Origin of the sequence: Enterobacter sp. 198, from assembly GCF_009025585.1 — a bacterium.
In the GTDB taxonomy this organism is placed as follows: domain Bacteria; phylum Pseudomonadota; class Gammaproteobacteria; order Enterobacterales; family Enterobacteriaceae; genus Enterobacter; species Enterobacter ludwigii.
Genome location: NZ_WCIM01000034.1, coordinates 236841 through 250080, shown reverse-complemented (window position 1 = coordinate 250080; position 13240 = coordinate 236841). Strand labels below are relative to the sequence as shown.

Genomic DNA, 13240 nt, shown 5'->3' with positions numbered 1-13240 from the left:
ACATGAAAAGCAAATTACTCAGTGGGATCGCGTTATTCATGCTGTCGGCCGCCGCAATGGCGCAGCAATCTTTCAGCACGCCAGACCAAGCAACCGATGCGCTGGCCAGCGCCATCAGTGAGCAAAATGAAAGCGCGATGAACACCCTGCTCGGTGAAAACTGGCGTGATTTCCTGCCGCCGGAAGGGGTGGATCCTGATGCCGTGGATCGCTTCCTGCGCGACTGGAAAGTTCGGCACAATACGGTCGTTGACGGGGATAAGGCACATCTTGTGGTCGGTGACAGCGACTGGCAGCTACCGATTCCGGTGATCAAAACCGCCTCTGGCTGGCAATTTGATATCAAAGAAGGGGCTGAAGAGATCCTGACCCGCGAGATTGGCCGCAACGAGCTCGCCGCCATCGAGGCGCTACACGCGTATGTGGATGCACAGCAAAGCTATTTTGCGCTGAACCAGAAATATGCACAGAAGATTGTCAGCTCAGCCGGCAAAAAAGACGGCTTATACTGGCCGGCTTCGCCCGGCGAAGCCCCCAGCCCACTCGGTCCGGCCTTCAGCCCGAAAGAACCCGGCACTGGCTATCACGGCTACCGTTTTCGCATCCTGCCGGATAAAAACGGTTTTGCAATGGTGGCCTGGCCAGTCAGCTACGGTCAGACGGGCGTGATGAGTTTTGTAATAAACCAGACCGACAAGGTGTACCAGTCGGACCTCGGCAGCGAGTCAGAGAAGAAAGCGCAGGCGTTACCTGCTTATCATCTGGATCACACCTGGCAACCGGTCGCCCCATAACGCAGGCAAAAAAAACGCCTCCGGAGGAGGCGTTTCGCAATCATGAAGAAACTTATTTCTTCTTCGCTTTCGCGTTAGGCAGGTCGGTGATGCTACCTTCGAACACTTCTGCCGCCAGGCCAACAGACTCGTGCAGAGTCGGGTGAGCGTGGATGGTCAGCGCGATGTCTTCAGCGTCACAACCCATTTCGATAGCCAGACCGATTTCACCCAGCAGCTCGCCGCCGTTGGTACCGACAATCGCACCACCGATCACACGGTGAGTCTCTTTGTCGAAGATCAGTTTGGTCATACCGTCTGCGCAGTCGGAAGCGATAGCACGGCCAGAAGCAGCCCACGGGAAGGTGGCGGTTTCGTAGCTGATGCCTTTCTCTTTCGCTTCTTTCTCAGTCAGACCCACCCATGCCACTTCTGGCTCGGTGTAAGCGATAGATGGGATCACTTTCGGATCGAAGTAGTGTTTCATGCCGGCGATAACTTCAGCGGCAACGTGACCTTCGTGAACACCTTTGTGCGCCAGCATTGGCTGACCGACGATATCGCCGATAGCAAAGATGTGCGGCACGTTGGTGCGCAGCTGTTTGTCAACGCGGATGAAGCCACGGTCGTCCACTTCCACGCCTGCTTTGCCCGCGTCGAGGTTTTTACCGTTCGGCACACGGCCGATAGCCACCAGCACGGCGTCGTAACGCTGTGGTTCGGCAGGGGCTTTTTTGCCTTCCATGGAAACGTAAATACCGTCTTCTTTCGCTTCAACGGCAGTCACTTTGGTTTCCAGCATCAGGTTGAATTTCTTGCTGATACGTTTGGTGAAGACTTTAACGATGTCTTTATCGGCAGCCGGGATAACCTGGTCGAACATTTCAACCACGTCGATCTCTGAACCCAGCGCATGGTACACGGTACCCATTTCCAGACCGATGATACCGCCACCCATAACCAGCATACGCTTAGGTACGGATTTCAGCTCCAGCGCATCGGTGGAATCCCACACGCGTGGATCTTCATGTGGAATGAATGGCAGCTGAATTGGACGGGAACCCGCAGCGATGATCGCGTTGTCGAAGTTAATAACGGTTTTGCCGTTTTCGCCTTCCACTTCCAGGGTGTTCGCGCCGGTGAATTTACCCAGACCGTTGACCACTTTCACTTTACGGCCTTTGGCCATACCTGCCAGACCACCGGTCAGCTGAGTGATAACTTTCTCTTTCCAGGTACGAATCTTGTCGATATCGGTTTTCGGCTCGCCGAAGACGATACCGTGTTCAGCCAGTGCTTTGGCTTCTTCGATAACTTTCGCAACGTGCAGCAGAGCTTTAGAAGGGATACAGCCTACGTTCAGGCAAACACCACCGAGGGTGTTGTAGCGTTCTACGATTACGGTTTCCAGACCTAAATCAGCGCAACGGAAGGCAGCAGAGTAACCCGCCGGGCCTGCCCCAAGTACCACGACCTGAGTTTTGATTTCAGTACTCATCATGACCTCTTATTGATTTCCGGCGGTCCAGGTACTTGTCGCCCTTCATCCACCGGGACGTTCTATCCGCCCGCAGTTTACAAAATTGTTAACAATTTTGAAACAACAAACGGCTCACGAATTGTCGCTTTTCGCCAATAACCTCACAGACCACATGAGATTAACAGAAAAAAGCCGGCCGACTGGCCGGCTTTTCGATTACATCACCAGGCGGCGAATGTCGCTCAGGGTGTTGTTGATGATGGTGATGAAACGCGCACCATCAGCACCGTCGATCACGCGGTGGTCGAAGGACAGAGAGATTGGCATCATCAGACGCGGCACGAACTCTTTGCCATTCCATACCGGTTCCATCGCGGACTTGGACACACCGAGGATAGCCACTTCCGGCGCGTTAACAATCGGTGCGAAGTGGGTAGTACCCAGGCCGCCGATGCTGGAGATAGTGAAGCAGCCGCCCTGCATTTCGCCGGCAGTCAGCTTACCATCACGCGCTTTTTTGGAGATGGTGGTCAGTTCACGGGACAGCTCAGTGATGCTCTTCTTGTTCACGTCTTTAAAGACCGGAACAACCAGACCATTTGGCGTATCAACCGCAACACCGATGTTGATGTATTTCTTCAGCGTCAGCTTCTGGCCATCTTCGGACAGGGAGCTGTTGAAGCGTGGCATCTGCTCAAGCGCCGCAGCAACGGCTTTCATGATGAAGACGACTGGGGTGAATTTCACGTCCAGTTTACGCTTCTCAGCTTCGGCATTCTGCTGTTTACGGAACGCTTCCAGATCGGTGATATCCGTTTTGTCGAAGTGCGTAACGTGCGGGATCATCACCCAGTTACGGCTCAGGTTGGCACCCGAGATTTTCTGGATACGACCCAGTTCCACTTCTTCGATTTCACCGAACTTGCTGAAGTCCACTTTCGGCCATGGCAGCATGCCCGGGATACCGCCGCCAGCGGCAGCAGCAGGGGCAGCTTCAGCGCGTTTCACCGCGTCTTTCACATAGGCCTGAACGTCTTCGCGCAGGATACGACCTTTACGGCCAGTCCCTTTCACTTTCGCCAGGTTTACACCGAATTCGCGCGCCAGGCGACGAATCAGTGGCGTAGCGTGGACGTAAGCGTCGTTCTCAGCGAACTCAGATTTACCTTCTGCTTTTGCAGCAGGGGCAGCAGCAGGTTTAGCCGCCTGAGCCGGTGCAGCGGCAGGTGCTGGTGCAGCAGCGGCAGCCGGAGCAGCAGCTGGCGCAGCGCCTTCCACTTCGAAGACCATGATCAGAGAGCCCGTAGACACTTTGTCGCCGGTGCTGATTTTGATCTCTTTAACGGTACCCGCGAATGGCGCGGGTACTTCCATAGACGCTTTGTCGCCTTCAACGGTGATCAGTGACTGTTCAGCAGCAACTTTGTCGCCCACTTTCACCATCACTTCGGTGACTTCAACTTCGTCACCACCGATGTCAGGTACGTTGACATCTTTCGCACCGCCAGCAGGTGCAGCGGCCGGTGCTGGCGCAGCAGCCTGAGCAGGCGCGGCAGCAGGTGCAGCACCTGCCACTTCGAAGATCATGATCAGAGAGCCGGTAGAAACTTTGTCACCGGTGTTGATCTTGATCTCTTTAACCGTACCCGCGAATGGCGCCGGCACTTCCATAGAGGCTTTGTCGCCTTCTACGGTGATCAGGGACTGCTCAGCCGTAACGGTATCGCCCACTTTCACCAGGATTTCAGTGACTTCAACTTCGTCACCGCCGATGTCAGGCACGTTGACTTCTTTTGCCGCAGCAGCTGCTGGTGCAGCAGCCGCAGGAGCAGCTTCTTTCTTCTCTTCCTGCGCAGGTGCAGCAGCTGCTGCACCGTCGGCGGAATCGAAAATCATGATCAGTTTGCCAGTCTCGGTTTTATCGCCAACAGAGACTTTGATCTCTTTAACGATGCCAGCCTGAGGAGACGGAACTTCCATAGAGGCTTTATCGCCTTCTACAGTGATCAGCGACTGTTCAGCTTCAACTTTGTCGCCCACTTTGACCAGGATCTCGGTGATTTCAACTTCATCAGCCCCGATGTCCGGTACTTTGATTTCGATAGCCATTCTTCTTTTACCTCTTACGCCAGACGCGGGTTAACTTTATCTGCATCGATGTTGAATTTGGTGATTGCGTCCGCAACCACTTTCTTATCGATTTCGCCACGTTTAGCCAGTTCGCCCAGTGCTGCTACAACCACGTAAGATGCATCCACTTCGAAGTGGTGACGCAGGTTTTCGCGGCTGTCAGAACGACCGAAGCCGTCAGTACCCAGTACGCGGTAATCATCAGCCGGTACGTAAGTACGAACCTGCTCAGCGAACAGTTTCATATAGTCAGTAGACGCAACCGCAGGCGCGTCATTCATCACCTGAGCGATGTATGGAACGCGTGGCGTTTCCATTGGGTGCAGCATGTTCCAGCGCTCACAATCCTGGCCATCACGCGCCAGTTCAGTGAAGGACGTTACGCTGTACACGTCAGAGCCAACGCCGTAGTCGTTCGCCAGGATCTGTGCCGCTTCACGTACGTGACGCAGGATAGAACCGGAGCCCAGCAGCTGAACTTTACCTTTGCTACCTGCAACGGTTTCGAGTTTGTAGATACCTTTACGGATACCTTCCTCGGCACCTGCTGGCATGGCCGGCATGTGGTAGTTTTCGTTCAGCGTGGTGATGTAGTAGTAAATGTTCTCTTGCGCTTCACCGTACATGCGCTGCAGACCGTCATGCATGATGACTGCCACTTCGTACGCGTAAGACGGGTCGTAAGAAATACAGTTAGGGATAGTCAGAGACTGAATATGGCTGTGACCATCTTCGTGCTGCAGACCTTCACCGTTCAGGGTCGTACGACCAGAAGTACCACCGATCAGGAAGCCGCGAGCCTGCTGGTCGCCTGCCTGCCAGCACAGGTCACCGATACGCTGGAACCCGAACATGGAGTAGTAAATGTAGAACGGGATCATCGGCAGGTTGTTGGTGCTGTAAGAGGTCGCAGCAGCCAGCCAGGATGCGCCTGCGCCCAGCTCGTTGATACCTTCCTGCAGGATCTGACCTTTCTCGTCTTCTTTGTAGTAAGCAACCTGTTCACGGTCCTGCGGGGTGTACTGCTGGCCGTTCGGGCTGTAAATACCGATCTGACGGAACAGACCTTCCATACCGAAAGTACGCGCTTCGTCGGCAATGATTGGAACCAGACGATCTTTGATCGACTTGTTCTTCAGCATCACGTTCAGGGCACGAACGAAAGCGATAGTGGTAGAGATCTCTTTGTTCTGCTCTTCCAGCAGCTGAGAGAAATCTTCCAGCGCTGGCAGTTCCAGCTTCTCGGTGAAGTTAGGCTGACGAGCTGGCAGGTAGCCTTTCAGCGCCTGACGACGTTCGTGCAGGTACTTATGCTCTTCAGAACCTTCAGGGAAGGTGATGTAAGACAGGTTTTCTACCTGCTCATCGGTCACTGGAACGTTGAAACGGTCGCGGATATAACGCACGCCGTCCATGTTCATTTTCTTAACCTGGTGAGCGATGTTTTTACCTTCTGCGGTATCACCCATGCCGTAACCTTTGATGGTATGGGCCAGGATTACAGTCGCTTTACCTTTGGTTTCACGCGCTTTTTTCAGTGCAGCGTAAATTTTCTTCGGATCGTGGCCGCCACGGTTCAGAGCCCAGATCTGTTCGTCAGTCCAGTCTGCAACCAGTGCTGCGGTTTCAGGATATTTACCGAAGAAGTGCTCACGAACGTAGGCACCGTCTTTGGATTTGAAGGTCTGGTAGTCACCGTCAACGGTTTCGTTCATCAGCTGGATCAGTTTACCGCTGGTGTCTTTACGCAGCAGTTCGTCCCAACGGGAACCCCACATCACTTTGATCACGTTCCAGCCAGCACCTGCGAAGATGCCTTCCAGTTCGTTGATGATCTTGCCGTTACCGGTTACCGGACCATCCAGACGCTGCAGGTTACAGTTGATGATGAAGCACAGGTTGTCCAGTTTCTCACGGGTCGCAATGGTGATTGCGCCTTTCGATTCTGGCTCATCCATCTCGCCATCGCCCAGGAAGGCGTAGACGGTCTGTTCAGAGGTGTCTTTCAGACCACGGTGTTCCAGATATTTCAGGAATTTAGCCTGATAGATAGCACCGATTGGGCCCAGACCCATGGATACTGTCGGGAACTGCCAGAATTCTGGCATCAGTTTAGGGTGTGGGTAAGAAGACAGACCTTTACCGTGAACTTCCTGACGGAAGTTGTTCATCTGCTCTTCAGTCAGACGACCTTCCAGGAATGCACGTGCATAGATGCCCGGAGAGATGTGGCCCTGGAAGTACACCAGATCGCCGCCGTCTTTCTCGTTAGCTGCACGGAAGAAGTGGTTGAAACACACTTCGTAAACGGTCGCAGAGGACTGGAAGGACGCCATGTGGCCACCCAGCTCCAGGTCTTTCTTGGACGCGCGCAGAACGGTCATGATGGCGTTCCAGCGGATTGCAGAACGGATACGGCGTTCCAGATCCAGATTGCCCGGGTATTCCGGTTCGTCTTCAACGGCAATCGTGTTTACGTAGTTGCTAGCCCCTGCACCTGAAGCAACCTTCACACCGCCTTTGCGGGCTTCAGAAAGCAGCTGATCAATCAGATACTGAGCACGCTCAACACCTTCTTCACGGATGACCGATTCGATCGCCTGTAGCCAGTCGCGAGTTTCGATCGGATCCACGTCATTTTGGAGACGTTCTGACATGGGGGTATTCCTTATCTATCTAATACGTTGATTTGTCTGGAACCTGTCCCATTGTGCTCTTGGGCAAGAACACAATAAGACAGGTTCTGCGTTTAGTTGCCGCGCTCTAAAAAACCCTGGCGCTTAATCCTTTCGTTGCTGTATGCGGCGTAATGAACGTTCGCGACGCGATTGTTCACGGCTGCGGTCCAGCAAGATTTCCTCAATGAAAGCCAGATGTCGGTGCGACGCTTCGCGCGCCTGCTCCGGTTCCCCGGCCATTATCGCCTCGAATACTCGGGTGCGATGGTTGCTTACCAATGGGAGCATGTCCCGACGGGCATACAACAATTCAAAATTCTGACGAACGTTCTGGGCCAGCATCGGCTCCATGCAGCGTAGCAGATGGAGGAGCACAACATTGTGTGCAGCTTCGGTGACGGCGATTTGATACTGGACAACGGCATTGGACTCGGCGTCTAAATCGCCGGATTGCTGTGCCCGTTCAATGGCCTGATGAAGTTCGCGGATACGCACGCGATCTTCATCAGTGCTACGAAGTGCGGCGTAATAGGCCGCGATACCTTCTAGCGCGTGACGGGTCTCAAGCAGATCAAACTGGGATTCTGGGTGGTCAGAGAGAAGTTCTACCAGCGGATCGCTGAAGCTCTGCCACAGGCTGTTTTGCACAAAGGTTCCGCCGCCCTGGCGACGAAGCAGCAAGCCCTTTGCTTCGAGACGTTGAATCGCCTCACGCAGAGAGGGACGTGAAACGTCGAACTGTTTTGCCAGCTCGCGTTCTGGCGGAAGTTTCTCACCCGGGCGCAGTGTCCCTTCGAGGATTAAAAACTCCAGCTGCTGCTCAATCACATCAGATAGTTTTGGTTGGCGAATTTTGCTGTAGGCCATATTCCCTGTCTTACGCCTTTTTGCCCGGAGTCAATTGGTCTTACCAATTTCAAGTTCGTATCGCTAAAGTAACAAAGTATTCACCTTCTGTCCATATTGGTTTTGATTGAAATCAGTAAACCCTGCACATTTTAACAACCTTACAGAAATAACGTTTCAGAAATGTAACTTCGCACAAATGAGTTAGTTACTCCCTTAGTGGGAGTTTTAACCTTAATGAAACGAGGGTTTTTGCAATCTGAAGCGATTCAACAACGCAAAATATGAAATTTTGCCCACTTACGGAACATTTCTATTCTATAGGTTGGGGTATGAAGGGTTAGCGGGGTAATTTACAAATGCTTTCTTTTTATTCAACTCGTCATCGCCCCGGCATAAAGCAGGTGCAATCGCTGGCGCTTACCACTATTCTGGCGATTACGGAAGACATCTCCGCTTTTTTCGGTCTCATTGACTGTAAAGAAATAAATACAGAAAACGGATATTCATAATTACACACGCGTCGCGTGAACATAACAACCACACACGAGGTTTCAAATGGAAGCTCAACAGCACGGCGATCAGCTAAAGCGCGGTCTGAAGAACCGCCATATACAGCTAATCGCACTGGGCGGTGCTATTGGCACTGGACTATTTCTGGGAAGTGCATCCGTTATCCAGTCTGCCGGTCCCGGCATTATTTTGGGTTACGCCATTGCCGGTTTTATCGCTTTTCTGATTATGCGCCAGTTAGGTGAAATGGTCGTTGAAGAGCCGGTTGCGGGCTCTTTCAGCCACTTTGCCTATAAGTACTGGGGCAGTTTCGCCGGTTTCGCGTCAGGCTGGAACTACTGGGTGTTGTACGTTCTGGTTGCCATGGCTGAACTGACCGCCGTCGGGAAATACATTCAGTTCTGGTACCCGGAGATCCCCACCTGGGCTTCTGCTGCGGCCTTCTTCGTCATCATTAACGCCATCAACCTCACCAACGTTAAAGTCTTCGGTGAGATGGAGTTCTGGTTTGCCATCATCAAAGTGGTTGCCGTCGTGGCGATGATCATCTTTGGCGGTTGGCTGCTGTTTAGCGGCAACGGTGGCCCGCAGGCCACGGTACGCAACCTCTGGGAACAGGGCGGCTTCCTGCCTCACGGCATGACGGGCCTCGTGATGATGATGGCAATCATTATGTTCTCCTTCGGCGGTCTGGAGCTGGTCGGCATCACCGCAGCTGAAGCCGATAACCCGGAACAGAGCATCCCGAAAGCGACCAACCAGGTTATCTACCGTATTCTGATTTTCTATGTGGGCTCACTGGCCGTTCTGCTCTCTCTGCTGCCGTGGACGCGCGTTACTGCCGACACCAGCCCGTTTGTCCTGATTTTCCACGAGCTGGGCGATACCGTCGTGGCGAATGCGCTCAACATCGTGGTGCTGACAGCGGCGCTGTCGGTCTATAACAGCTGCGTATACTGCAACAGCCGTATGCTGTTCGGCCTGGCCCAGCAGGGTAACGCGCCGAAGATGCTGCTCAACGTCGACAAGCGTGGCGTTCCGGTGAACACCATCATCGTTTCGGCGATCGTAACGGCGCTGTGTGTCCTGATTAACTATCTGGCACCGGAATCGGCGTTTGGCCTGCTGATGGCGCTGGTGGTCTCTGCCCTGGTTATCAACTGGGCGATGATCAGCCTGGCACACATCAAGTTCCGCCGTGCCAAGCATCAGCAGGGCGTGAAGACTCGCTTCCCTGCCCTGCTCTATCCGCTGGGCAACTGGATCTGCCTGCTGTTTATGGCGGGAGTGCTGGTCATCATGCTGCTGACCCCGGGTATGGCAATCTCGGTGTACCTGATCCCAGTCTGGGTTGCCGTTCTTGGTATCGGCTATCTGTTTAGCCAGAAAAGCCGCAACGCCCTGAAAGCTCACTAAGTCTCCCCCGCGGTATCTGCGTTTTGCAGGTACCGCGTGTTGTTACCTCCCTCACAGTTTCACGCCAACAGCGCATTTATCCATATCACCGCCCTGATACTGCAACGCATATATTCGTTTGCCAGCAAATAATTCTCTCCATACCGTAACCCGGAGAGCAGTCTATGGATAACGCAAAACTGTCAGTAAAAGAAAAGATCGGCTATGGGATGGGCGATGCAGGTTGCAACATCATCTTTGGCGCCATCATGTTGTTTGTTAATTATTTTTATACCGATATTTTTGGTCTGGCGCCTGCACTGGTCGGCGTACTGCTGCTGTCTGTCCGCGTAATTGATGCCGTAACGGATCCGATTATGGGGGCCATCGCCGACCGTACCCGCAGTAAATATGGCCGGTTTCGTCCATGGCTGCTGTGGATTGCCTTTCCCTATGCGCTGTTCAGCATCCTGATGTTCACCACACCAGAGTGGAGCTACAACAGCAAAGTTATCTATGCCTTCGTCACCTATTTCCTGCTCTCTTTAACCTATACGGCAATCAACATTCCTTACTGCTCGTTAGGCGGCGTGATTACCAACGATCCGCAGGAACGTGTTGCCTGCCAGTCCTATCGCTTTGTGCTGGTAGGTATCGCCACGCTGCTGCTGTCGCTGACGCTGTTACCGATGGCCGACTGGTTTGGTGGTGACAACAAAGCCAAAGGCTACCAGATGGCAATGACCGTGCTGGCGCTGATTGGTACCGGTATGTTCCTGTTCTGCTTCTATACCGTTCGCGAGCGTGTACGCCCGGCGGTACAGACTCATGACGAGCTGAAAAACGACCTGAAAGACGTGTGGAAGAACGACCAGTGGGTGCGCATTCTGCTGCTGACCCTGTGCAACGTGTGCCCGGGCTTTATCCGCATGGCGGCCACGATGTACTACGTGACCTGGGTTATGGGCCAGAGTACTCATTTCGCCACGCTGTTTATCAGCCTGGGCGTGGTTGGCATGATGCTCGGCAGTATGCTGGCGAAAGTCCTCACCGACCGCTGGTGTAAGCTGAAAGTGTTCTTCTGGACCAACATCGTGCTGGCGATTTTCTCCTGCGCCTTCTATTTCTTCGATCCGAAAGCCACGGTCACCATTGTGGTGCTCTACTTCCTGCTGAACATCCTGCACCAGATCCCGTCTCCGCTGCACTGGTCGCTGATGGCCGACGTCGATGACTACGGTGAGTGGAAAACCGGTAAGCGTATCACCGGGATCAGCTTCTCCGGTAACATCTTCTTCCTCAAACTGGGGCTGGCGATTGCCGGTGCGATGGTTGGTTTCCTGCTCTCCTGGTACGGTTATGACGCGGGGGCGAAAGCGCAAAGTCCGGATGCCATCAACGGCATTGTATTGCTGTTTACCGTGATTCCGGGCGTCGGGTATCTCATTACCGCAGGCGTGGTACGTCTGCTGAAGGTTGACCGCGAAACGATGAAGCAGATCCAGGAAGACCTCGAGAAGCGTCGCAACAATTATCGCGAGCTGAATAATTATCAGGAACTCAAAGCCGCTGAGACGAAATAAGGAAAGCCGAATGCACACCTGGCCAAACCCGTTTATTGAACAACGTGCCGACCCCTATATTCTGCACCACGAGGGTCTGTACTACTTTATCGCTTCCGTGCCGCAGTACGACAGGCTCGAGATCCGTCGCGCCGACTCGCTGGAAGGACTACGCGATGCCGAAGAGGTCGTGGTCTGGCGTAAACCGGAGACCGGGCCGATGAGCCAGTTGATCTGGGCACCGGAACTGCACCACATTGACGGTAAGTGGTATATCTATTTTGCCGCCACCCATACCCAGGCGCTGGACAGCCTCGGGATGTTCCAGCACCGTATGTTTGCGCTGGAGTGTGCGGAGCACGATCCCCTCACCGGGACGTGGATCGAGAAAGGCCAGATTACCACCCCGTTCGACACCTTCGCACTGGACGCCACCACGTTCGTCCATCAGGGAAAACGCTGGTATTTGTGGGCACAAAAAGCCCCGGATATCGCCGGAAACTCCAACCTCTATCTGTGCGAAATGGCGAATCCGTGGACGCTCAAAGGCGAGCCGGTGATGCTCAGTAAACCGGAGTATGACTGGGAATGCCGCGGATTTTGGGTCAACGAAGGTCCGGCAGTGCTGTTTCACGAAGATAAGCTGTTTATCAGCTACTCCGCCAGCGCCACGGATGAGAACTATTGCATGGGGTTACTGTGGATAGACATGAATGCCGATCCGCAAAATCCGGCGAACTGGCATAAAGCGTCGCGTCCGGTTTTCCGAACCAGCGTCGAGAATCGTCAGTTTGGGCCCGGGCATAACAGCTTTACGCAAACGCCGGAGGGAGAAGACGTGCTGGTCTACCACGCGCGAAACTACACCGAGATTGAAGGCGACCCGCTCTATGACCCGAATCGTCACACGCGTCTGAAACACGTGCGCTGGGACGAAAACGGGATGCCTTACTTTGGCATCCCGCCTGCTGATACGATCTGACCGGTACGGCGCGCTGGCTTAGACCAGCGTGCCGTAAATAGTCAGCAACGCCACGACCACGACCACCACAAACGACGTTTTCTTCGCCATGGAGACAGCCGCTTTCGGCGTTTCAATCTTGTCGGTATGCGGCTCACGCGCCAGCGAGAACTGCGCCAGACGTGTCAACACCTGATACTGAGACGTGTGGCGGTCGGCAAGCGAAGCAAACCATGCCGGCAGCGCTTTTTCACCGTGGCCAATTAACGCATAAACGACGCCCACCAGACGTACCGGGAGCCAGTCCAGCACATGCAGAATGGCATCGATTCCCGACAATAAACGTTCATGCGGGGTAAGGTAACGGGCAAGCCAGGTCTGCCAGGCGCGCAGAAACGCATAGCCCATCAGCAGTACCGGCCCCCACGGGCCGCCCACCACAAACCAGAACAGCGGTGCCAGGTAGTAACGGAAGTTGATCCACAGCAGCGCATTTTGCAGTTCGCGCAAAAATTCACGCACATCGCAATCCGGCGGCACGCCGTGGATCATCGTCAGCTCGCTCGCCATGGCGCCCCGCGCATGGGCATCGTCACGGGATGCGGCTTTCAGATAGGCGTGGTAGTGCATACGCACCTTGCCCGCGCCAATACAGAGCACGCCGAGCAGGATCCACACCACCAGCAGCGGCACGTTGAAAAAGAGGCCGTAAAGCGAACGCAGCAGTAAAAACGTTATAACCATCACGCCAGCGGTCATCAGCAGCGTGCGCAGCATGGAAAAATGTTTGATCCGGCGGAAAAGCACCTCCAGCCGGTGATCCAGATGCCAGTGCTCGCCGAGTTTGAACAGGCGTTCAGCGATGATAACCAGCAGCATGGTAAACAACGTCATGTTATCTC

The 13240-nt window shown here is 54.0% G+C and carries 9 protein-coding genes; 4 read left to right on the top strand and 5 right to left on the bottom strand.

The window, feature by feature from the left end; translation table 11 throughout:
- The first annotated feature begins 2 nt into the window (after positions 1 to 2).
- The gene (locus tag F8561_RS23720) at positions 3 to 794 is read left to right on the top strand and encodes a DUF2950 family protein (RefSeq protein ID WP_044858481.1); all 792 of its coding nucleotides are present in this window, start codon (positions 3 to 5) and stop codon (positions 792 to 794) included.
- A 52-nt stretch (positions 795 to 846) separates the two neighbouring features.
- Here F8561_RS23720 and lpdA read toward each other — a convergent pair whose 3' ends face one another.
- The 4 genes from lpdA to pdhR all read right to left on the bottom strand — a co-directional run bounded on the left by lpdA (position 847) and on the right by pdhR (position 7928).
- Positions 847 to 2271, bottom strand: coding sequence for a dihydrolipoyl dehydrogenase (gene lpdA, locus F8561_RS23715; RefSeq protein WP_020882589.1), 1425 nt, complete (start codon positions 2269 to 2271; stop codon positions 847 to 849).
- A gap of 198 nt (positions 2272 to 2469) precedes the next feature.
- Positions 2470 to 4362 carry a pyruvate dehydrogenase complex dihydrolipoyllysine-residue acetyltransferase gene (aceF, locus tag F8561_RS23710; protein WP_151888039.1) on the bottom strand — a complete coding sequence of 631 codons (1893 nt, stop codon included), beginning with the start codon at positions 4360 to 4362 and terminating at the stop codon, positions 2470 to 2472.
- 14 nt (positions 4363 to 4376) lie between these two features.
- Positions 4377 to 7040 carry a pyruvate dehydrogenase (acetyl-transferring), homodimeric type gene (gene aceE / locus F8561_RS23705; protein WP_014168653.1) on the bottom strand — a complete coding sequence of 888 codons (2664 nt, stop codon included), beginning with the start codon at positions 7038 to 7040 and terminating at the stop codon, positions 4377 to 4379.
- A 123-nt stretch (positions 7041 to 7163) separates the two neighbouring features.
- On the bottom strand, positions 7164 to 7928 hold the full coding sequence (pdhR, locus tag F8561_RS23700) for a pyruvate dehydrogenase complex transcriptional repressor PdhR (protein ID WP_013095596.1): 765 nt from the start codon (positions 7926 to 7928) through the stop codon (positions 7164 to 7166).
- A 537-nt stretch (positions 7929 to 8465) separates the two neighbouring features.
- Here pdhR and aroP point away from each other — a divergent pair.
- The 3 genes from aroP (at position 8466) to F8561_RS23685 (ending at position 12359) form a co-directional block, all read left to right on the top strand.
- Positions 8466 to 9836: an aromatic amino acid transporter AroP gene (aroP, locus tag F8561_RS23695; RefSeq protein ID WP_014168651.1), complete on the top strand. Its 1371-nt coding sequence runs from the start codon at positions 8466 to 8468 to the stop codon at positions 9834 to 9836.
- Positions 9837 to 10000: 164 nt separating this feature from the next.
- On the top strand, positions 10001 to 11398 hold the full coding sequence (locus F8561_RS23690) for a glycoside-pentoside-hexuronide (GPH):cation symporter (RefSeq protein WP_014168649.1): 1398 nt from the start codon (positions 10001 to 10003) through the stop codon (positions 11396 to 11398).
- A 10-nt stretch (positions 11399 to 11408) separates the two neighbouring features.
- A complete protein-coding gene (locus F8561_RS23685) occupies positions 11409 to 12359 on the top strand; it encodes a family 43 glycosylhydrolase (protein ID WP_151888038.1) in 951 nt (316 codons plus the stop codon).
- A gap of 18 nt (positions 12360 to 12377) precedes the next feature.
- Here F8561_RS23685 and ampE read toward each other — a convergent pair whose 3' ends face one another.
- On the bottom strand, positions 12378 to 13232 hold the full coding sequence (gene ampE, locus F8561_RS23680; protein ID WP_151888037.1) for a beta-lactamase regulator AmpE: 855 nt from the start codon (positions 13230 to 13232) through the stop codon (positions 12378 to 12380).
- Positions 13233 to 13240: the final 8 nt, after the last annotated feature.

Excerpts from the sequence above, each read along its gene's own strand:
- F8561_RS23720 (WP_044858481.1), top strand. The coding sequence starts at position 3 with ATGAAAAGCAAATTACTCAGTGGGATCGCGTTATTCATGCTGTCGGCC.
- lpdA (WP_020882589.1), bottom strand. The coding sequence starts at position 2,271 with ATGAGTACTGAAATCAAAACTCAGGTCGTGGTACTTGGGGCAGGCCCG.
- aceF (WP_151888039.1), bottom strand. The coding sequence starts at position 4,362 with ATGGCTATCGAAATCAAAGTACCGGACATCGGGGCTGATGAAGTTGAA.
- aceE (WP_014168653.1), bottom strand. The coding sequence starts at position 7,040 with ATGTCAGAACGTCTCCAAAATGACGTGGATCCGATCGAAACTCGCGAC.
- pdhR (WP_013095596.1), bottom strand. The coding sequence starts at position 7,928 with ATGGCCTACAGCAAAATTCGCCAACCAAAACTATCTGATGTGATTGAG.
- aroP (WP_014168651.1), top strand. The coding sequence starts at position 8,466 with ATGGAAGCTCAACAGCACGGCGATCAGCTAAAGCGCGGTCTGAAGAAC.
- F8561_RS23690 (WP_014168649.1), top strand. The coding sequence starts at position 10,001 with ATGGATAACGCAAAACTGTCAGTAAAAGAAAAGATCGGCTATGGGATG.
- F8561_RS23685 (WP_151888038.1), top strand. The coding sequence starts at position 11,409 with ATGCACACCTGGCCAAACCCGTTTATTGAACAACGTGCCGACCCCTAT.
- ampE (WP_151888037.1), bottom strand. The coding sequence starts at position 13,232 with ATGACGTTGTTTACCATGCTGCTGGTTATCATCGCTGAACGCCTGTTC.